This window comes from Amycolatopsis sp. WGS_07, from assembly GCF_045278895.1.
In the GTDB taxonomy this organism is placed as follows: domain Bacteria; phylum Actinomycetota; class Actinomycetes; order Mycobacteriales; family Pseudonocardiaceae; genus Amycolatopsis.
This window is the reverse complement of sequence record NZ_CP136053.1, coordinates 5,495,642-5,514,728: the sequence shown is the minus strand read 5'-3', so window position 1 is coordinate 5,514,728 and position 19,087 is coordinate 5,495,642. Positions and strand designations below refer to the sequence as shown.

The following is a 19,087-nucleotide window of genomic DNA, read 5'->3' as shown; positions in this document are numbered from 1 at the left end:
ACGCTCAAGACTAGAACACGTTCTCGTTTTTGTCGACGCGGTCCGCGCCACGCGCGCCGTGCAACCCTGCCCGGCGGCCGGAAAACACGCAGTCAGCCAGCGAAAGACCGCTCACATACGACCTGGAACAGATTCCCACCGCGGTGCGCCCGGCGGCGTAAAGCCCGCGTACGCCGGCCACCGCGCCGGTGTCCTCGTCGACCACGAGACCGCCCAGGGTCAGCATCGGGCACGGGTAGCCGAGGTTCGGCTTCACCGACACGTCGATCAGCGAGTACGGCGGCGTGTCCAGCGGGCGCGCGAAATCCGCGGGTTTGCCCGCTGGGTCCGGGCCGCGCTGGTATTCGGCGTACGTCGCCGCCAGCCCGGCCGGGTCGACTCCGGCGCGCGCGGCCACTTCTTCGAGCGTCCCGCCGGTCACCCGGCCCTTGCCGAGCAGATAGCGCAGCTGCAGCGTCGCGAACCATTGGCCTTGTTTCCGCCCGTCGCGCCTTGCTTCGGCGACGATCGGCTCGTCGACCAGCAGCCAGCCTTGCCCGCCGTGCTCGGTGACCATGCGTTCGCCGATCGCCGCGCCGTACCGGGATTCGTCGATGATCCGGCGGCCGTCCCGGCCCACCAGCAGGCCGCCGAGAAACGCCGACGGCGGCGTGAGGAACCGCCACGCCGACACCCGGTCCAGCTCCGCCGTGCGACCGCCGGCCTCGACACCCATCCGGATGCCGGAGCCGTCGTCCGCCGACGTGCCGAGATCCAGCCCGCCGCGATACGCGGGCGCGTGCTCGCGCACCATCGCCCGGTTCACGATGAACCCGCCCGCCGCCAGCACGACGCCCCGCCGCGCGGAAATCCGCAGCTCACGCGCGTGCTTCCGCTCGATCCGTTCGACCCGCCGATGCAGCGACCGGCGCATCGCAGGCACGTAAATGCCCGGCTTCGCCGCCCAGTCCGCGAGCCGCGCGTGCCGCGCCCGCACCCAGGAAGGCGCGTCGCGCAAGGTAGCCGCCATCACTCCGGTCACCGTGCCCGAGTCGTCGGTGATCAGGTTCATCGCTTGCGTCTGCGGCAAAACGCGCACCCCGCGTTGCCGGGCCGCCGCCAGCAACTGCTTCATCAGCAGCTTCCCGGACGTGCCCGGCCCCTTGACCCGGTGCCCGCGCGGCGCGGGTTTCGCCACGTCGCGGAAGCCGCCGGACAGTTCGCTGCCGGAGTAGTAGAGGTAGTGCTTGTTGCTGGGGTACGACGTCTTGTAGTCGCACATGCTGCCCTCGAACGGCACGCCCTGGCGCTCCAGCCACGCCACCATGTCGACGCTTTCCTCGCAGAACCGCCGCAACGTCCGCTCAGACACGACGTCGCCGGTTTCCATCCGCAGGTACGCGTACATCGCGTCCACGCTGTCGTCGACGCCCGCCGCGCGTTGCTGCGGCGTCCCTCCCCCGGCGTAGACCACGCCGCCGCTCACACGACTGGCCCCGCCGCCGGAGAACCGGTCGACCAGCAGCACCTCGGCGCCCGCGTCGGCCGCCTCGATGGCCGCGCACACGCCGGCCGCGCCGGCTCCGATGATCACGACGTCCGCCCCGAACTCGTCCATAGCCCGCCACCCTAGAACTGGAACACGTTCTCGTCTATGGTGACGGAAGTGGCCCCGAGCAGGCCAGCTTTAGCCGATAACACGTTGCATGTGAGGTGGCATGTCGGACGAGTACGACGTGGTGGTGGCCGGCAGCGGCGCCGCCGGGATGACCGCCGCGCTCGCCGCCGCCCATCGCGGGCTTTCCGTGGTGGTGCTGGAAAAGGCAGCCTGCTTCGGCGGTTCGACCGCCCGCTCCGGCGGGGGCGTCTGGCTGCCCGGCAACCACGCGCTGCGGGCCGCGGGCATCGAAGAACCACCCGAACGCGCGAGGCAGTACCTGGAATCGATCGTCGGCGACGTCGTTCCGGAGCACCTGCGCACGACCTTCCTCGACCACGGCCCCGAGGTGCTCGAATTCGTCACCCGGAACACGCCGCTGGAGTTCAAGTGGGTGCCGGGCTACAGCGACTACCACCCCGAGGCGCCCGGCGGACGTCCCGGCGGCCGGTCCGTCGAGCCGAAGCCGCTCGACGGCAAGCTGCTCGGCGCCGACCTCGCCCAGCTCGAACCGCCGTACAGCGCGCCGCCGCTCGGGGTGCCGATCACCCAGTCGGACTATCGCTGGCTGAGCCTGATCGCCCGGCATCCGCGCGGGTTCGCCCGGATGCTGTCGCTCGGGATGAAATGGCTGGCCGGACGCGTCCGGGGGCAGCAGCCGCTGTCGATGGGGCAAGCGCTTGCGGCCGGGTTGCGGAAGGGTCTTCGCGACGCGGGCGTCGAGGTGCTGCTGGACACGCCGCTGGTCGATCTGCAGGTCGAGAACGACGTCGTCACCGGCATCGTGGCCCGCCGCGACGGCGCCGAAACGCTGTTCCGCGCGCGCCGCGGCGTGGTGCTGGCCTGCGGCGGCTTCGAGCACAACGAAGAGATGCGGATCAAGTACCAGCGCGCGCCGATCGGCACCGAATGGACCGTCGGCGCGGCCGCGAACACCGGCGACGGCATCAACGCCGGCCTCAAACTCGGCGCGGCGACCGACCTGATGGACGACGCCTGGTGGGGCCCTTCGTTCCCGCTCACCGGCGGCCCGTGGTTCGCGCTCGCCGAACGGTCCCGGCCCGGCTGCCTGATGGTCGACGCGAAGGGCACCCGGTTCGTGAACGAATCCGCGCCGTATGTCGAGGCCGTGCACGCGATGTACGGCGACGGCGACGGTCCGGGCAAGCACGTCCCCGCGTGGCTGGTGTTCGACCAGCGCTACCGCGACCGCTACCTGTTCACCGGCCTCGGCCCGCGGCAGCCGCTGCCCGGGCGCTGGTACAAGGCCGGGATCGTGGCGAAGTCCGCGACGCTGGCCGGGCTCGCCGAGAAGATCGACGTGCCCGCCGACGCGCTGGAGCAGACCGTCACGCGGTTCAACGGCTTCGCCCGCAAGGGCGTCGACGACGACTTCCAGCGCGGGCTCAGCGCCTACGACCACTACTACGGCGACCCGCGCAACCGCCCCAACCCGAGCCTCGGCGAACTGGCCAAGGCCCCCTACTACGCGGTCCGCGTGGTGCCCGGCGACCTGGGCACCAAGGGCGGGCTGCGGATTGACGAAAACGCCCGCGTCCTGCGCGAGGACGGCACGGTCGTGTCCGGTCTCTACGCGGCGGGCAACACCAGCGCCCCGGTGATGGGCCGGACCTACGCCGGGCCGGGCGCGACCATCGGCCCCGCGATGGTGTTCGGCTACCTTGCGGCACAGGCGCTGGCGAACGAAGATCAGACCGGCACGGGAGGCAGGCAGTGACGCCGAAGACTGAGGGATCCGAGATCCGCACGATCGACGCGGGGCGCCGCCGGCGCGGTACGCCCGCGGCTGGCACTGCCTCGGGCTCGCCGACAGCTTCCGCGACGGGAAACCGCACGCGGTCCAGGCGTTCGGCACGAAGCTCGTCGTGTTCGCCGACACCGCCGGGAAGCTGAACGTGCTCGACGGCTACTGCCGGCACATGGGCGGCGACCTCACCCAGGGTTCGGTGAAGGGCGACGAGATCGCCTGCCCGTTCCACGACTGGCGGTGGGGCGGCAACGGCAAGTGCAAGTCGATCCCGTACGCCAAGCGGGTCCCGCTGCGGGCGCGCACCCGGGCGTGGCAGGTGCTGGAGGAGAACAAGCAGCTGTTCGTCTGGCACGACCCGGAGGGCAACCCGCCGCCGGAGAACGTCGTGATCCCGCGCGTCGAGGGCGCGTTCAGCGACGAGTGGAGCAACTGGACCTGGGACTCGATCCTGATCGAGAACGCCAACTGCCGCGAGATCATCGACAACGTGGTGGACATGGCGCACTTCTTCTACATCCACTACGCTTTCCCGACGTATTTCAAGAACGTGTTCGAGGGCCACATCGCCACCCAGTACCTCAACACCAAGGGCCGCCCGGACATGGGCATGGCGTCCAATTACGGCGGCGAGGAAAACCTGCTGCGCTCGGAGGCGTCGTACTTCGGCCCGTCCTACATGATCAACTGGCTGGTGAATTCCTTCCAGGGCTTCGAAATCGAGAACGTGCTGATCAACTGCCACTATCCGGTTTCGCCGACGTCGTTCGTGCTGCAGTGGGGCATCATGGTCAAGAAGATGCCCGGCATTTCGGACGAGCACGCGGACAAGATCGCGGCGAAGCTCGCCAAGGGCATCGGCGTCGGCTTCCTGCAGGACGTGGAGATCTGGAAGAACAAGACCAAGATCGACAACCCGCTGCTGTGCGAGGAGGACGGGCCGGTCTACCAGCTGCGCCGCTGGTACGACCAGTTCTACGTGGACGCCGCGGACGTCACCGAGGACATGACGCGCCGGTTCGAGTTCGAAGTGGACACCACGAAGGCGAACGAGGTGTGGGCGGCCGAGGTGCAGGAAAACCTCGCGCGCCAGCGGGCGGAGGCCGAGGCGGCGGCCCAGTCGGCTCAGTCGGAGGAGGCTGGGGTGTGACGGCCGAAGCCACCGAATTCCTCACGTCCGGGCTGCGGCCGCACGAATGCCGCAGCTGCGGAACCTGTGTGCTGGTCAAGAAAAACAGCATGAAGCACACCAGCATCCAGTGGACCACCGACGCCGCGACCAGCTGCCCGGTCTTCGCCGCGCACGCCGCGTCCGGCGGCAACACCGCGTTGCTGGACACCTGCGAGAAGCTCTCGGACAGCATCGACAGCGCGGTGCGGGACGGTAATTTCGGGCCGGTGAGCAATGACTGACGCCATCACGCTGACCGTCGCCGAGGTGATCGAGGAAACCGCGGACGCCCGGTCCATTGTGTTCACTGTCCCGGCCGAGCACGCCGAACGGTTCGCCTACTCCCCCGGGCAGTTCCTCACGCTGCGGATTCCCAGCGACCAAACGGGTTCCGTCGCGCGGTGCTACTCGCTGTCGAGCGCGCCGCACGAGGATCGGGTGCAGGTCACGGTCAAGCGGACCGCCGACGGGTACGGCTCCAACTGGGTTTGCGACGAGCTGAAGGCAGGCTCGACGATCGACGTGCTGCGCCCGTCCGGCGTGTTCTGCCCGTCCTCTTTGGACACAGACTTTCTGTTGTTCGCCGCGGGCAGCGGGATCACGCCGGTGATGTCGATTCTCAAGTCTGCGCTGGAAAAGGGCGCGGGCCGGGTAGTGCTGGTTTACGCCAACCGCGACGAGCAGTCGGTCATCTTCGCCCGGGAATTGCGCGAATTGGCCGAGCGCTACGGGGATCGGCTCACCGTCCTGCATTGGCTGGAAAGCCTGCAGGGCTTGCCGACCGTCACCGCGTTGCGCGCGCTCGCCAAGCCTTACGCGGGCCACGAAGCATTCCTCTGCGGCCCGGCCCCGTTCATGGCCGCCGCGCAGGACGCCTTGCGCGAACTGGGCGCGCCGCGGGAACGCGTGCATGTGGAGAAATTCCATTCGCTGACCGGGAATCCCTTCGAGAACGAACCCGAGCCCGAGGAAGACGGCGGCGGCGAGACCACCGCGCTCACCGTCGACCTGGACGGCGAGACCCGGCAGGTCACCTGGCCGCGGCAGCGGAAGCTGCTCGACCATCTGCTCGCCGAGGGTCTCGACGCGCCGTATTCCTGCCGCGAGGGCCAGTGCAGCGCGTGCGCGTGCCGCATCGTCTCCGGCGAGGTGAAAATGCTGAACAACGAGGTGCTGGACGCCGAGGACATCGCCGACGGGATCGTGCTGGCCTGCCAGTCGGTACCGTTGACCGACGAGGTGTCCGTCAGCTACGAGTGAGTGGAGAACCCGTGCCCATCGACCCCGCGGTCGCGATCGGCGCCGATCTCGGCGAGGTCAACTTCGCGTGGACGCCGTCCGACGTGCTGCTGTACCACCTCGCCGTGGGCGCGGGCGCGGATCCGGTGGCCGAGCGCGAACTGCGCTACACCTACGAGCGCGACCTGCGCGTGCTGCCGACCTTCGCCACCGTCGCGGCCAACCTGCGCACCTTCGAACCGCCCGCGCTGAAGTTCCCCGGCGTCGACGTCGACCTGGCGAAAGTGCTGCACGGCAAGCAGGAGATCGAACTGCACCGGCCGATCCCGGTCGAGGGCAAGGCGGTCGCGCGCACCCGGATCGCCGACGTCTTCGACAAGGGCAAGGCCGCGGTGCTGGTGCAGGAGACCGAGGTCGCCGACGAGTCCGGCGCTCCACTGTGGACAGCCCGGTCCAGCATCTTCGCCCGCGGCGAGGGCGGCTTCGGCGGCGAACGCGGGCCGTCGGACAAGATCGAGTGGCCCGGCCGCGAACCGGACGCGGTGCTCGACGTGCCGACGCTGCCGCAGCAGGCGCTTTTGTACCGGCTGTGCGGCGACCGCAACCCGCTGCACGCCGACCCGGCGTTCGCCAAGGCCGCCGGCTTCGACCGGCCGATCCTGCACGGGCTGTGCACGTACGGCGTGGTCGCGAAGGCCGTGGTCGACGCGTTCCTCGACGGCGATCCCGAGCGCGTCTCGGCATTCGGGACGAAGTTCGCCGGCGTCGTCTTCCCCGGAGAAAACCTGCGCGTGCGCGTGTGGCGCGAAGACGGCCGTCTGCTGGTCACGACCACCGCGCCGGAGCGGGACGACGCGCCTGTGCTGGCCGACACAGTGCTCACCCCTCGCTGAACGTCGGGACCGTTATACGGTTGTCCCATGGCGGACGAGCGAGACGGCACCTTCTTCGTGGTGCGCGGGCCAGTCGAGCCGGGCGACAAGCGCGGCCGTGAGCTGGGCTTCCCCACCGCGAACATCGCGCTGCGCGACCAGCGCGGCGAGCTGGGCGACGGGGTGTGGGCCGGCTGGGCGGAGCGGGCGGACGGCACGCGCGTGGCCGCCGCCGTGTCGGTGGGCCGCCGCCCGACCTACTACGGGGCCGACGGCTACCGGCTGGTCGAGGCCTTCCTGCTCGACTTCGAGGGCGACCTGTACGGCGAGCGCCTCACCGTCTGGCTCGGCAAGCACCTGCGGGACCAGCAGGGGTTCGGCTCCGCGCAGGAACTGATCGACGCGCTGGGCCGCGACGTCGCCGCCGCTCGCGAATGGGTCGCCGCGCACCCCGCGGACACCCTGCCGAAGCTGGCCGAACTCCCGCCGGACGGCGAAGTCCAGCGGCTGGGCTGAGTCAGACCGCGGCGATCAGCATGATGCCCATGCCCGCGCCCATCGCGGCTCGGCAGAGGGTGCGCGACGCGTGCCCCGGCACCGTCGTGCCGCGCGACCGCATCGCCACCACGCCCGAGCGGACCGCGTCCACCGCGAAGTAGACCGCCCCGGCGATCGCGAGCACCGGCCACGCCAGCCTGGCGTCCATTGTGGACATGTTGAGCCACGGTCCGTGCACCGTTCCGCCGTGCGGCATCGCGGTGACCATGTACAGCATCGCCGCCGCGGACAGCGCGTGATGGGCACAGCCGTGTCCCTCGGCGCGGCCCCGCCAGGCGGACCAGGCGAACCAGCCCGCGGTCAGCACCAGCACCGCCTGCCAGCCCGCGGCCGGGATCGGGCCGCCGACCGGGGACAGCATCGCGACCATCGCCACCACCAGCAGCAGTTCGGCGAGGTCGCCGTTGCGCACCCGGTGGCCGAGACTGACGTAGTCGAGCTTCACCAGCCGCAGCACGCACGGCAGCGCCAGCAACGCGAACAGCGCGGTGAACAGCCAGGCCAGCGGGACAGTCACCTCGGCACCTCACTCCGGACACGCTGCGTCACACGGGCCTTACCACCGTGACACGCGCGAGGCGGGAGGCACCAGCCAGCAATGAGGTGATCCGCGTTGACCCACAAGGGCTATGCGCGCGTCGGCAAGCCGCTATCCTCGGCCGATGCGCCCGCTTCGGTACTCCATCAACCTCACGCTGGACGGCTGTGTCGACCACCGCGCCGGCCTCCCGGACGCGGAACTGCACCAGCACGCGACCGAAATCATCGCCCGAGCCGACGCGCTCCTCTTCGGCCGGGTGATCTACGAGATGATGGAGGAGGCATGGGGGCCGTCCGCGCCGACCGGCGAACGGCCGGAGTGGATGGAACCGTTCGCCCGTACCATCGACGCGGCGAAGAAGTACGTCGTGTCCAGCACCCTCGAGCACGTCGGCTGGAACGCCGAACTCGTGCGCGGCGACCTGCGGGAAGCGGTGCTGCGGCTCAAAGAGCAACCCGGCGAGGGGCTGTACACCGGCGGCGTGCAGCTGCCGCTCGCGCTGGCCTCGATGGGGCTGATCGACGAGTACGAGTTCGTCGTGCACCCCCGGATCGCGGGACACGGGCCGACATTGTTCGCCGGTCTGCCGGAGTACCTCGACCTGAAGCTCGTGGGGCGGCAGGAGTTCGCCGGGGGCGCGGTGGCGTTGCGTTACGTGCCGCTCACGACCCCGTCAACACCAGCCCGCTAGTCGGAACCCCCGTCCCCGCCGTCACCACCGCGGTGCGGGCGCCGGAGACCTGATTCGCCGCCGTGCCGCGCAGCTGCCGGACCGCCTCCGCGATGCCGTTCATGCCGTGGATGTAGGCCTCGCCGAGCTGGCCGCCGTGCGGGTTGAGCGGGAGCTTCCCGTCGAGGGTCAGCGTGTCGCCCGCGATGAAGTCCTTCGCCTCGCCGCGGCCGCAGAAGCCCAGTTCCTCCAGCTGCATCAGCACATACGGGGTGAAGTGGTCGTACAGCACCGCGACGTCCACATCGGACGGTCCGATCCCGGACTGCGCCCACAGCTGCCGCCCGACCACGCCCATTTCCGGCAGCGCGGCGAGATCGTCGCGGTAGTAGCTGGTCATCACGTACTGGTCGGGACCGCTGCCCTGCGCCGCCGCCGAGACCACCACCGGCGTCTGCCGCAGGTCGCGTGCGCGTTCGAGACTCGTGATCACCAACGCGACCCCGCCGTCGCTTTCCTGGCAGCAATCGAGCAGGTGCAACGGTTCCGCGACCCAGCGGGAAGCCTGATGCTCCTCCAAGGTGATCGGCCTGCCGTGGAACCACGCGTTCGGATTGGTCGCCGCGTGCGCCCGGTCGATCACCGCGATCTTGCCGAAATCCTCGCTGGTGGCCCCGTATTCGTGCAGGTACCGCTGCGCGACCATGGCCACTGTCGCGGCCGGGGTCGCGATGCCCATCGGGTAGTGGAACGCATTGTCCACACCGGACGTATTCACCTGCTGCGCCGCGGCCGCCGACACCCGCCCGAACCGCATTCCGGAGCGCTCGTTGAACGCCCGGTATGCCACCACGATATCCGCGATACCGCTGGAAACCGCCATAGCCGCCTGCTGCACGGTCGCCGCTGCCGCGCCGCCGCCGTAATGCACGCGGCTGAAGAACGTCAGCTCCGGGATGCCCAGCTCGCGGGCGAGCGCGATTTCCGCGTTACCGTCCATAGTGAACGAAACCATTCCGTCCACATCGGACGGAGTAAGCCCGGCGTCCGCCAGCGCGTGGCTCACGCACTCGGCCGCCAGCCGCAGCTCGCTGCGTCCGGAATCCTTGGAGAACTCCGTCGCGCCGATCCCGGCGATGGCGGTGGTTCCGGTGAACGTCATGCGTCCTCCTCCGGCAGCGTCAGCGAAACCGTGCCGGTCACGTGCGCACCTAGACTGTCCATAGCGGACACTTCCAGCTCGATGTCGTTGCCGTCGCGGGCGACGACCCGGCCGGTGAAGGTGAGCGTGTCCCCGGCGTAGCACGGCACGCCGAGCCGGATCTTGATCGAGCGGACGAGCGCCTGCGGCCCCGCCCAGTCGCTCACATACCGCTGCACGAGCCCGGTGTCGGTGAGAATGTTGAGGAAAATATCCTTCGAACCCCGCGCGACCGCGGCGTCCCGGTCGTGGTGCACGTCCTGGAAATCCCGGGTCGCCAGCGCGGTGCTGATCACGAACGTCGGCGTCGCCTCGAGCACCATCGGCGGCAGTTCGGTTCCAACCGAGGCAGTCATCGCGCCACCTTCCACGCGGGCAGGGTCAGTTCGTCGTCGACGCGCACGAACGCGGCGGTCACCGGGAGTCCGATGTGGACCTCGTCCGGGTCGGCGTCCAGCAGTTCGGCCATCACCCGCACGCCTTCCTCCAGCTCCACCAGCGCGACCACGAACGGCAGCCGCTTGCCCGGCACCGCCGGATGGTGGTGCACGACAAAGCTGTAGACCGTCCCGCGCCCGCTGGCCACGACGTAGTCCGGCACGGTGTCGAGCGATCCGTCCGGCGGCATCGGGCCGGGCGGATGCCGCAGCACCTCGCCCCAGCGCTGGATGCGCAGTTCGCCTTCGCGGAGACCGTCCCAGAAGAACTTCGTGTCGTGGCTGATCACCGGCCGCAGCACCGGCGACGGCGGCGGTTCCGGTTCGCGCGGACGGAACTTCAGCACGCGGAACACCATGTCCGCCACCAGTTCCCCGTCCACGTACCAATTCGTCCGGGTGGTCACGAACCAGCCCTCGCCGAGCCCGGTGCGCTTAGGGCCGGTGACGTCCTCCAGCACGTTCGTGGTCGAGACGTGTTCGCCGGGCCGCAGGTAGCGGTGATAGGTCTGCTCGGAGTTGGTGGCCACGATGGACGTGAACCCGGCGTCGTCGAGCACCTTGAGGATCAGGCCGAGCGGATCGTCGTCCCCGCGCACGCCGTGCAGCCCCGGCATGGTCCACACCTGCGCCATCGCCGGCGGCGCGACAAGTCCCTTGTGGACACTCGTCTCGGCGAACTCCGCGTCGGTGTACACCGGGTTGGCGTCGCCGATCGCCTCCACCCAGTTGTTCACCATCGCCTGGTTCACCGGATCGCGCGCATACCTCGGCGCGCTTTCGCCCTGTGCGGCGATTTTCGCGGCGGCTTCCTCGATCGTCATCGCGGCACCCTCGGCAGTTTCAGTCCGGCGGAGGCGATCAGTTCGCGCTGGATCTCGCTGACGCCTCCGCCGAACGTCAGCACCAGGTTCCGTTTCGCCAGCACGTCGAGCCATTCGGCGAGTTCCGCGGTGTCCGGGTCGGCGAGGTCGCCGTGCCGCCCGACCAGCTCCTCCAGCAGCCGCCCGATCCGCTGGATGCGCTCCGAGGAGAACACCTTGGTCGCCGAAGCGTCGGCGATCTCGACCGACCCGTCCGCCGCGGCCGCCGCGACCTGCCAGTTCAGCAGTTCGTTGACCCGCGCGACCGCGAACGTCTCGGCCAGCACCGCGCGCACGTCCGGAAGGTCGAGCAGCGGCGTGCCGTCCGGGGTCCGGCGCGCCGCCGCCCACGCCCACACGCGGTCGTGCAGGCCGCCGATGCGCCCGGCCGGGCCGAGCATCACGCGCTCGTGGTTGAGCTGTGTGGTGATCAGCCGCCAGCCGCGGTTTTCCTCGCCCACCAGCATGTTCGCCGGCACCCGGACGTCCTCGTAGAAGGTCGCGTTGACGTGGTGCGCACCGTCGCAGGTGATGATCGGCGTCCACGAATAGCCGGGATCGCGGGTGTCGACGATGAGGATCGAGATGCCCTTGTGCTTGGGCGCGTCCGGATCGGTGCGCACGGCGAGCCAGACGTAGTCCGCGTCGTGGCCGCCGGTGGTGAAGATTTTCTGGCCGTTGATCACGTAATCGTCGCCGTCGCGGACCGCGCGCGTGCGCAGCGAGGCGAGATCCGTCCCGGCCTCCGGTTCGGTGTACCCGATGGCGAAGTGCACTTCCCCGGCCAAAATCTTCGGCAGGAACAGCGCTTTCTGTTCCTCGGTGCCGAACGCTTGCAGCGTCGGCCCGACCGTCTGCAGCGTCACCGACGGGAGCTGCACGTCCGCGCGGGAGGCTTCGTCCACGAAGATGTGCTGCTCGATCTCGCCGAAACCGCCGCCGCCGTACTCCTTGGGCCAGCCGACGCCAAGCTTGCCGTCGCGGCCCATTCGCCGCACCACGTCGCGGTAAACCTGCCCGTGCCGTTCCCGCAGCAACGCCCGGCGCTCGTCGGCGGTCAGCAGGCCCGCGAAGTACTCGCGCAGCTGCGCCCGCAGTTCCTGTTGCGCGGCCGTCAGTTCGATGTGCATGCTCATCCCGCCACTCGTTCGCCCAGCCTGCCGAGCCGGTGCGCTGCTCCTCCGACCGCGCGGCCGAGGTCCTTCACCGCCGACGAATACCGGTGCAGCGGATAAGTGCGATCCACGCCGACGCCGCCGTGCAAGTGATGACAGATCGCCAGCGCGGACGGTGCTTCCTCGGTCAGCCAGTAGGCGGCGATGTCCAGCTCGGTGTCCGCGTCCATTCCGGACGCCAGCCGCCACACCGCCGACGTCGCGGCCAGGTGCACCGTGCGGGAAGCGACGTAGACGTCCGCGATCTGCTGTGCCACTGCCTGGAAAGTCGCCAATGGACGGCCGAATTGCTCGCGCTCGCCGACATGCTTGGCCGTCAACGCCAACGCCCCGGCGAGGAGTCCGTCGCCAAGCGCGAGCGCGCCCGCCAACGCGTAGCGATGCAGCGTCTGCACCGCATGGCCAGGCGTGCGGTCACGCAGGAAGTCGGCCTCGCTCACCCGCGCACCGTCGAACCGCACGGTGTACTCCGGGGTCCCGGTCGCGTTGTACGCGGGCAACACTTCGACGCCGTCGGCGTGCGGGTCGATCAGCGCGACACCGGTGCCGCCTGGCAACGCGATCGGCGTGAGAATCCGCGCCGCCTCGGCCGCGTACGGCACGTGCGTTTTGACGCCGGTCACCGACCACGCGCCGTCCGCCGCCGCACCGCTGGTCCCGGGGATGGCGGTCAGCGGTGCGGACGGCTCGTGCAAGGCAGCAGTGAGAATGCTCTCCCCGCCGCCGCGGGCGGGAGGAATTCGGCGCGCTGGTCCGGCGTGCCGAGCGCTTCGACCGGCAGGATGCCGAGCGCCAGCACGGCGTACGCGGGCACGGCCGCCGCGGCCCGGCCGACCTCGGTGAGCACCGGCGCGACGTGGCCGACGCCGAGCCCGTCCCCGCCGAGGTCAGCGGGCAACGGCAGCGCGAGCAGGCCCGCGTCGGCCAGCGCTCGCCACTGGTCCGCGGGCTCGTCGGCCTTCCCGAGCACTTGCGCGGCGAGCGAGGTGATCTCGCCCTGCGTATCGTCGGGGGTGAAGTCCACTCCGGTCTCCCTCCACCTAGGTGGAACACGTTCTATTTTTAGCCGGAATGGGCTGGCTCGGCAACCCCTGGTATCCGGGGTCCGGGCTGTGGATCGGCCGGGCGAGCGAAGAGGGGCGGCACGCCGACGTGGGTGCGGAACAAGTTCTCAAATCAGCGTTGGGCGACGTCGGATGGCAGGCCACGCGCAAGCTCGCGACCATCCCGTCCACCGCGGGCGTCCCCGATCCGAAGCCGCTGTCGCTGCCCGGGCGCGGGCAAACCGTCGTGGTGGACGCCGGCCCGCGGCACGCGCCCGCGGTGATCCTGCTGCACTCGGTCGCCTGCACCGGCTTGCTCACCTGGTACCCCGCGCTGGAGCGGCTGGCCAAGAACCACCGGGTCGTCGTGTTCGACCAGCGCTGGCACGGCCAGGGCATCCGCTCGCACGAGTTCAGCCTCGAAGACTGCGCGGACGACGTGGCGGCGGTCGCGGACGCGCTCGGCATCGGCGAGTTCATGGTCGCGGGCTACTCGATGGGCGGCATGGTCGGCCAGCTGGCCGCGCACCGCTTCCCGGACCGCGTCACCGGCCTCGTCCTGTGCTCGACGGCGAGCAACTTCCGCCGCGGCCTCCGGCAACGCGTGGCGCTCGACCTGTTCGGCCGCACCCTGCACCTGCTGCGCGACCAGGCCCGGATCGGCCTCGTCCCCGGCGAACCCCGCCGCGAACGCCTCGCCCGGCTGGAGGATCACCGGTGGGCACTGGAGGAATTCCGCTCCACGAGCCCATGGGCGATCGCGGTGGCGCTGGACGAGATCGGCCGCTTCGATTCGACGCCCTGGCTGCATACCCTCGACTTGCCCGCCGCGGTGGTGGTGACTTCGCGGGACGGGTTCATCGCGCCGGCGCATCAGCGGAGTTTGGCGCGGCGGATTCCGGGGGCGGCGACGTACGAAATCCCGGCCGGGCATACGGCGTGCGTCTTCGCGGCGGACCAGTTCGTGGCGGCGTTGATGGCGGCTTGCACTTCGGTGCAGGCGGCGATCGCGGGGCAGGAGCGGATCGCGGACTCGGCCTGAACCGCCTCGATAACCCACAGAGGCCGCTCGCCGCCTCACCGATCACGGCAGCCACTTCGTGACCACCTCGGGTGTGCCTGGTGCGCAAGCGAGTGACGAACGGCTCTCCGGACAGCGGATTCCCGAAGCGCGACCAGTCGAGTACGGCTAGTAGCCAAGCTTGACGTCGTGTCGCCGGGGAGGGCGAGTCGAACGACTATCTGTCTTTGCTGCCGTCGACCTTGCAGTGGGTCTCGAACCAGCTCGGGTCCGTGTCGAACGTGCCTTGGCCCTTGTGGATAGGCCTGCTGTTCCCGATTTACGTCGCGGCGGTCTCGGTCGCGATCTGGATCTTGCGGGGTCGTGTCTGGCCAGTGCGGTGCGCCCGCCCAGACTGGTGCTTCGCCAGCTGCCGGGCACCGCCGCGGCGGCGTGGCAACGGATCAAGAAAGCGCCTCAAGAAACCCGCGGCCGACAGCCGTCCGGAAGCCATAGCGGGCTCCGCGCGCACCGACGTCGCGGAAGGGCTCGAACGAGTCGTCAACGCGACCAGGTTCGCGATGATCGCGTTCGTCACGGCGATTCTGCTGACGGGGACCGCGGTCTTGGCGGACGGTCCGACGCAGACGGTGCTGCAATACCTGGCAACGCTGGGATTCGTCTTGGCTTGGGCCGCGACGAACTCGGGCATCTACCGGCGAAGCACGAACTGGCTGCGAGGGGCGTGCCTGCAGAGCTTGAAGTGGTGGTCGTCCATCTTCGTCCCCGTCGGCGTGCTCAATCTGGTCTTCACCGTCGCGAACAAAGCACCGGCCGCATGAGGATCAGCCCGGCTAGTACGTCGACACCAGATCCGCCGGCCGCAGCTCCATCCGGTACGGCTCCTCCAGCCGCACCACGTCGTCGCCGGTCGCCTCGCCGTCCAGCACGTACTCGCCGCCGGACAGCCGGAAGCAGCTCAGCGTGGGCTCGTTCGGCTCGATCACCCAGTAGTACGGGCAGCCCGCGAGCGCGAGCCGGGCCGGTTTGAGGAACCGGTCGATGTGCCTGCTCGACGGCGAGACCACCTCGACCGCCAGCACCGGGACGCCGACCAGCGCGCGTTCGGTGAACGTCTCGCGGCGGCCGACCACGACGTCCGGGATCATCACGGTGAACTCGTCGAGCACCACGTCCACCGGCGCGGGCAGGACCTCGCAGTCGGCAGGGCACACCGGGGTGAGCGCGGCGAGAAGGCGCGCGACCACCCGCTGGTGCAGCGGACGCGGGGACGGGCTCACCAGAAGCGTCCCGTCCACCAGTTCGTACCGGCGGTGTTCATCCGAGATCGTCTCCAGGTCCCGACGGGTGAGACGGTCGCCGTGCGCGAACATCGGGACTGTCATCATGCTGCCCCCGCAGGCGGGCCGACCGGAAACGACTCGGCCAGGGTAGTCGGGCACGCGCGGCAGCGCGAACCGTCCCCCGGCGGGCGGGCGACCCGGCTAGCCCATTCGCCGAGGTGTGCGCCCGGCAAATCGATCACCGTGCGTCACCGAAATGCGGAGTGATCACCCCGGACAGCCCAGCAATGCCCGGCGAACAGGTTCTTTCGGGGCCGCCGGCCGATTTATCGAAATCGCCATTCAGCGTCCAGTAAACGGCCATCACCGGCTCACTTACCCGTTGCCTTACCTCGGCAAACCCGCTTGGATGCATCCCGAAAGGAAACCCTATCATCGGCCTATCTCGCGTCCCGTGAATGGGTGATTCAGCGGGATTTCACTATTCCGCACGCCATTCGCGCTCCGTGATTAACCGCGCGGACCGCTGCCGCGCCTACGCTGATCGGAAGTCCTGGAATTCCGTCCTCCGGTGGTGGTCATGCCTGCCCCCAGCCGTCCGGCGTCCCTGTTCCGCCTCGACGGTTCCGCGGCGGAAACCGACCTGCTGACCCCGCTTTCCCCCGAGCAGATCAGCGCCGACCGCCCGGTCGACCTGCCCGGCACGCGCGCCCGGCTCGTCGCGGGCGCGTTCCGCACCGAGGCCCCGCAATGGCTGCAGCACGCCGAGGCGCTCGGCGGCGGGCCGCTGGACCTGCCCTCGACGCTGCCGTTCGCCGTGCTGCTCGTGCCGCGCCCGCCGTGGACCTACGCGGTCACCTGGGGCGCGGGACATCTCGTGCTCAACGACGAACACGTCGAGCAGGGTTTCGGGCTGCGCTTCGGAATCCGCCGGCTCGACCCGTTCGACCTCGGGCTCGTCGCGAGCGCCGCGCTGGACGTTTCCGCGCGGGCCACGCAAATCTCCATCCCCGGCGGCGGCGAGCTGTCCGCGTTCCGGCTCGAACCGTACGGCGATCTCGTGCACCGGCTGGCCGGTTCAGCGGATCTCACCGACCTCACCTACGGCCGGGTGACCGGCAAGCGCTACCGCATCCGCGTCGGCACCTCGCTGTGGGCACCGCTGGCGAAGGATCCCGAAGCGTTCCTGGCCGATCTCGACGCGGTCGGCGCCGTGGTCGACGAGCCCGACGCGGATTCCGCGCTGCGCTTCATCGCCCAGACCCGCCCGATGGACCGGCACCACCCGCTCGTGCCCGAGCTGGAACGGCAGCTCGCCGAAGCACTCGGCGGCAGCGACGCGCTCGGCCTGGCCTGGCCGTCGAGCGCCGCGAACGACGCGGAGAACGCCGGTTCGTTCCGCATCACCGGCCTCGGCCCCGGCGGCCCGATCCACGTCCCCGGCCGCCTTGAGCTGGAACACCTCACCACGCGTCTCGGCGGAATTCCCGTTGAGCGGCGGCTGAAAGCCCTGCGCGCGGGCCGCATCACGACCTGCGCCGACGAGGCGGGCACGGAACCCACCGGCGCGCCGCTGCCCGCCGCTCGCTGGGTGGTGTTCGAGACGACCGTCGAGCACACCCGGTACGTCTTCCATCAGTCCCGCTGGTACCGGATCGGCGAGACCTACGTCGCGCAGATGCGGGACCAGGTGCGCGATCTGCTGGCGCGCAAGCACATCTGGCCGGACGTCACCTGGAAGCCGAGCGGCCAGCCGGACGACGAACACCGGTACTGCCGCCAAGTCGCCGCGCTCGAACCGGGATATCTGTGCCTGGACAAGGATTTCGCCAGCACTCCCCTGCATCCGCGGTTCGAGCTGTGCGATCTGCTGGGCCCCGGCGACGAGCTGATCCACGTCAAATGGCTGGGCCGCGCCACGGCGGCCAGCCACCTCTACACCCAAGCGCTCGTGTCCGCCGAAGCGCTGCATGACGAGCCGGACGCGTTGGCACAGCTGGCCGACAAGGTGTCCACATTGGACCCCGGGCGGATGCTGGGCGGCGCGCCGGACACCGTCGTGCTCGCGGCCGCCGGACGGGCGTGGAACGTGGACGAGTTGTTCACGCTCTCGCAGGTCGCCCTGCTGCGGCTGGACCGGGCGGTGCGCAGCCTGCGCGCGACGTTGAAGTTCGCCGATATCCCTTACACAGCCAAGAAACGCCGCCGTTAAACCGGCGCGGCCTTGCTCAGCTCGTCCAGCGCCTCCGGCAACGCGTCCGCCAGCGGCCAAAGGTCTTTCACCAATTCCTTGGCCCCCAGCAGCCCGACGCCGACCTTGCCGTCGTTCGACAGCACCGTGACGTTGAGCCCGGCCCCGTGGAACACCGGCCCCAGCGGGTACAGCCCGGTGATCCGCGCGCCCAGCAGGTACAGCGGCATCGGCGGCCCCGGGACGTTCGAGATGATCAGGTTGTGCACCACCGGATGCCGTTCGGCCAGCCGCAGCGCCGAGTACGCGCGCACGCCCAGCCCGAACACCGTCGCCGGGGAGAACTGGGCCCAGTCGGCGAGCATGTCGGCGTCGATGTCGTAATGGTGGTCCTTCGCCCGCCGGTTCGCCTCGGCCAGGAAGAACACGCGCGCCGCCGGATCGGGCAGATGCGTTGGCAGCGAAGCGAAGAACGCCGACACGCGGTTGCTGCCGCGGTCGCGTTCCGTGCGTTCGTGCACCGACACCGGGACGGTCGCCACCAGCGGATCCCCGGGCAGCTCGCCGCGACCAAGCAGGAATTGCCGCAGCGCGCCGGAAACCAGCGCCAGCACCACGTCGTTCACGGTGACCCCGAAGGCGTCCTTGATCTGCTTCACCGCGTCGAGGTCCAGCTGCGCGAACGCGACCGAGCGGTGCCCGGTGATGGTGCCGTTCAGCGAGGTCCGCGGCGCGGTGAACGGCACCGGCATTCCTTTGCCGCGCAACGCTTTCCCCGCCCACCTCGGCACCAGCCCGAGCAGCTCCGGCAGCAGCCGGGCGATCTCGAACGGCCGGTGCAGCAGCGAATCGGCGCTCTCGCGCAGCAGCCGCAACCGGGTGGGCAGGCCGTCGTTGTGCCGCTCGCCGTCGGGCAGCTCCGGCAGCGGGGCGTCGGGTTCGAGCCCGGCGAGGTAGCCGATCAGGCTCGCCCCGCCGACGCCGTCGACGCTCGCGTGGTGCATTTTCAGCAGCACCGCCAGCCGCCCGTCGGACAGCCCTTCGATCACGTAGCACTGCCACAGCGGATGCGAGCGGTCGAGCCGCTGCCCGGCGATGTGCGCGCACAGCTCGGCCAGCTCCCGGTCGTCGCCCGGCGCGGGCAGGCCGATCCGGTGCACGTGGTTGTCGAGGTCGAAATCCTCGTCCTCGACCCACACCGGATGGTTCAGGTTCCAGAGTGGATTGTGGAGTTTGCGGCGGAACGCCGGGATCACCGCGACCCGTTCGGCCAGCCTGCGCTTGAACTCTCCGAACGTGTAGCCGCCCGGCATGGTCGAGCCGTCCAGCGTCAGCAGGCCGCAGACGTGCAGGACCTGCGAGGGCGTCTCCAGGTAGAGGAAGCTCGCGTCCAGCCCGCTCAGTCGCTGCATGCCTGC

The 19,087-nt window shown here is 69.9% G+C and carries 18 protein-coding genes and 1 pseudogene; 10 read left to right on the top strand and 9 right to left on the bottom strand.

Annotated elements, in window-relative coordinates; all coding sequences use genetic code 11:
• Positions 1–10: 10 nt before the first annotated feature.
• Positions 11–1,597 carry an FAD-binding protein gene (locus RPX00_RS26105; protein ID WP_406629236.1) on the bottom strand — a complete coding sequence of 529 codons (1,587 nt, stop codon included), beginning with the start codon at positions 1,595–1,597 and terminating at the stop codon, positions 11–13.
• Between the two features lie 100 nt (positions 1,598–1,697).
• Between RPX00_RS26105 and kstD the strand changes: the two genes are divergently transcribed.
• Genes kstD through RPX00_RS26075 form a run of 6 tightly spaced genes read left to right on the top strand, consistent with a single transcriptional unit; the run spans position 1,698 to position 7,202 of the window.
• On the top strand, positions 1,698–3,374 hold the full coding sequence (kstD, locus tag RPX00_RS26100) for a 3-oxosteroid 1-dehydrogenase (protein WP_406629234.1): 1,677 nt from the start codon (positions 1,698–1,700) through the stop codon (positions 3,372–3,374).
• Positions 3,375–3,390: 16 nt separating this feature from the next.
• Positions 3,391–4,554, top strand: a complete 1,164-nt coding sequence (locus RPX00_RS26095) for a Rieske 2Fe-2S domain-containing protein (RefSeq protein ID WP_406643091.1) — start codon at positions 3,391–3,393, stop codon at positions 4,552–4,554.
• Complete coding sequence (locus RPX00_RS26090; protein ID WP_406629232.1) at positions 4,551–4,817, top strand: hypothetical protein; 267 nt, start codon at positions 4,551–4,553, stop codon at positions 4,815–4,817. The genes RPX00_RS26095 and RPX00_RS26090 overlap by 4 nt, the downstream gene beginning before the upstream one ends.
• Positions 4,810–5,835, top strand: a complete 1,026-nt coding sequence (locus tag RPX00_RS26085; protein WP_406629230.1) for a 2Fe-2S iron-sulfur cluster-binding protein — start codon at positions 4,810–4,812, stop codon at positions 5,833–5,835. The genes RPX00_RS26090 and RPX00_RS26085 overlap by 8 nt, the downstream gene beginning before the upstream one ends.
• A gap of 11 nt (positions 5,836–5,846) precedes the next feature.
• Entirely contained in the window at positions 5,847–6,707 is an 861-nt protein-coding gene (locus RPX00_RS26080; RefSeq protein ID WP_406629228.1) for a MaoC/PaaZ C-terminal domain-containing protein, read from the top strand.
• Between the two features lie 27 nt (positions 6,708–6,734).
• Positions 6,735–7,202, top strand: coding sequence for a riboflavin kinase (locus tag RPX00_RS26075; RefSeq protein ID WP_406629226.1), 468 nt, complete (start codon positions 6,735–6,737; stop codon positions 7,200–7,202).
• A 1-nt stretch (position 7,203) separates the two neighbouring features.
• Here the strand turns inward: RPX00_RS26075 and RPX00_RS26070 are convergent, their stop codons facing one another.
• Complete coding sequence (locus RPX00_RS26070) at positions 7,204–7,761, bottom strand: DUF5134 domain-containing protein (RefSeq protein WP_406629224.1); 558 nt, start codon at positions 7,759–7,761, stop codon at positions 7,204–7,206.
• 145 nt (positions 7,762–7,906) lie between these two features.
• On the opposite strand from RPX00_RS26070, the gene RPX00_RS26065 reads away from it, so the two are divergent.
• Complete coding sequence (locus RPX00_RS26065) at positions 7,907–8,476, top strand: dihydrofolate reductase family protein (protein WP_406629222.1); 570 nt, start codon at positions 7,907–7,909, stop codon at positions 8,474–8,476.
• Here the strand turns inward: RPX00_RS26065 and RPX00_RS26060 are convergent.
• The 5 genes and pseudogenes from RPX00_RS26060 to RPX00_RS26040 all read right to left on the bottom strand — a co-directional run bounded on the left by RPX00_RS26060 (position 8,448) and on the right by RPX00_RS26040 (position 13,155).
• Positions 8,448–9,617 carry a lipid-transfer protein gene (locus tag RPX00_RS26060; protein ID WP_406629220.1) on the bottom strand — a complete coding sequence of 390 codons (1,170 nt, stop codon included), beginning with the start codon at positions 9,615–9,617 and terminating at the stop codon, positions 8,448–8,450. The two genes, RPX00_RS26065 and RPX00_RS26060, sit on opposite strands and share 29 nt — an antisense overlap.
• Positions 9,614–10,012 carry a MaoC family dehydratase gene (locus RPX00_RS26055; protein WP_406629218.1) on the bottom strand — a complete coding sequence of 133 codons (399 nt, stop codon included), beginning with the start codon at positions 10,010–10,012 and terminating at the stop codon, positions 9,614–9,616. The genes RPX00_RS26060 and RPX00_RS26055 overlap by 4 nt, the downstream gene beginning before the upstream one ends.
• Positions 10,009–10,917 carry a bifunctional MaoC family dehydratase N-terminal/OB-fold nucleic acid binding domain-containing protein gene (locus RPX00_RS26050; protein ID WP_406629216.1) on the bottom strand — a complete coding sequence of 303 codons (909 nt, stop codon included), beginning with the start codon at positions 10,915–10,917 and terminating at the stop codon, positions 10,009–10,011. The genes RPX00_RS26055 and RPX00_RS26050 overlap by 4 nt, the downstream gene beginning before the upstream one ends.
• Positions 10,914–12,086: an acyl-CoA dehydrogenase family protein gene (locus RPX00_RS26045; RefSeq protein WP_406643090.1), complete on the bottom strand. Its 1,173-nt coding sequence runs from the start codon at positions 12,084–12,086 to the stop codon at positions 10,914–10,916. Before RPX00_RS26045 ends, RPX00_RS26050 begins: the two co-directional genes overlap by 4 nt.
• A gap of 2 nt (positions 12,087–12,088) precedes the next feature.
• Positions 12,089–13,155: pseudogene (locus RPX00_RS26040) on the bottom strand (acyl-CoA dehydrogenase family protein).
• Between the two features lie 47 nt (positions 13,156–13,202).
• On the opposite strand from RPX00_RS26040, the gene RPX00_RS26035 reads away from it, so the two are divergent.
• Positions 13,203–14,216 carry an alpha/beta fold hydrolase gene (locus tag RPX00_RS26035; protein ID WP_406629214.1) on the top strand — a complete coding sequence of 338 codons (1,014 nt, stop codon included), beginning with the start codon at positions 13,203–13,205 and terminating at the stop codon, positions 14,214–14,216.
• 251 nt (positions 14,217–14,467) lie between these two features.
• The gene (locus RPX00_RS26030; protein ID WP_406629212.1) at positions 14,468–15,016 is read left to right on the top strand and encodes a hypothetical protein; all 549 of its coding nucleotides are present in this window, start codon (positions 14,468–14,470) and stop codon (positions 15,014–15,016) included.
• Between the two features lie 12 nt (positions 15,017–15,028).
• On the opposite strand, the gene RPX00_RS26025 is transcribed toward RPX00_RS26030, so the two are convergent.
• On the bottom strand, positions 15,029–15,568 hold the full coding sequence (locus RPX00_RS26025; protein ID WP_406643088.1) for a Uma2 family endonuclease: 540 nt from the start codon (positions 15,566–15,568) through the stop codon (positions 15,029–15,031).
• A 490-nt stretch (positions 15,569–16,058) separates the two neighbouring features.
• Here RPX00_RS26025 and RPX00_RS26020 point away from each other — a divergent pair, with 490 nt between their 5' ends.
• Positions 16,059–17,690 (top strand): TIGR04141 family sporadically distributed protein, encoded by a 1,632-nt coding sequence (locus tag RPX00_RS26020; RefSeq protein ID WP_406629211.1) that lies wholly within the window; start codon positions 16,059–16,061, stop codon positions 17,688–17,690.
• Here the strand turns inward: RPX00_RS26020 and RPX00_RS26015 are convergent.
• Positions 17,687–19,081: a WS/DGAT/MGAT family O-acyltransferase gene (locus tag RPX00_RS26015; RefSeq protein ID WP_406629210.1), complete on the bottom strand. Its 1,395-nt coding sequence runs from the start codon at positions 19,079–19,081 to the stop codon at positions 17,687–17,689. The two genes, RPX00_RS26020 and RPX00_RS26015, sit on opposite strands and share 4 nt — an antisense overlap.
• Positions 19,082–19,087: the final 6 nt, after the last annotated feature.

Bases quoted from the DNA above. Each gene is read 5' to 3' on its own strand.
- RPX00_RS26105 (WP_406629236.1), bottom strand. From the start codon at position 1,597: ATGGACGAGTTCGGGGCGGACGTCGTGATCATCGGAGCCGGCGCGGCC.
- kstD (WP_406629234.1), top strand. From the start codon at position 1,698: ATGTCGGACGAGTACGACGTGGTGGTGGCCGGCAGCGGCGCCGCCGGG.
- RPX00_RS26085 (WP_406629230.1), top strand. From the start codon at position 4,810: ATGACTGACGCCATCACGCTGACCGTCGCCGAGGTGATCGAGGAAACC.
- RPX00_RS26075 (WP_406629226.1), top strand. From the start codon at position 6,735: ATGGCGGACGAGCGAGACGGCACCTTCTTCGTGGTGCGCGGGCCAGTC.
- RPX00_RS26065 (WP_406629222.1), top strand. From the start codon at position 7,907: ATGCGCCCGCTTCGGTACTCCATCAACCTCACGCTGGACGGCTGTGTC.
- RPX00_RS26060 (WP_406629220.1), bottom strand. From the start codon at position 9,617: ATGACGTTCACCGGAACCACCGCCATCGCCGGGATCGGCGCGACGGAG.
- RPX00_RS26055 (WP_406629218.1), bottom strand. From the start codon at position 10,012: ATGACTGCCTCGGTTGGAACCGAACTGCCGCCGATGGTGCTCGAGGCG.
- RPX00_RS26050 (WP_406629216.1), bottom strand. From the start codon at position 10,917: ATGACGATCGAGGAAGCCGCCGCGAAAATCGCCGCACAGGGCGAAAGC.
- RPX00_RS26045 (WP_406643090.1), bottom strand. From the start codon at position 12,086: ATGCACATCGAACTGACGGCCGCGCAACAGGAACTGCGGGCGCAGCTG.
- RPX00_RS26035 (WP_406629214.1), top strand. From the start codon at position 13,203: ATGGGCTGGCTCGGCAACCCCTGGTATCCGGGGTCCGGGCTGTGGATC.
- RPX00_RS26025 (WP_406643088.1), bottom strand. From the start codon at position 15,568: ATGTTCGCGCACGGCGACCGTCTCACCCGTCGGGACCTGGAGACGATC.
- RPX00_RS26020 (WP_406629211.1), top strand. From the start codon at position 16,059: ATGCCTGCCCCCAGCCGTCCGGCGTCCCTGTTCCGCCTCGACGGTTCC.
- RPX00_RS26015 (WP_406629210.1), bottom strand. From the start codon at position 19,081: ATGCAGCGACTGAGCGGGCTGGACGCGAGCTTCCTCTACCTGGAGACG.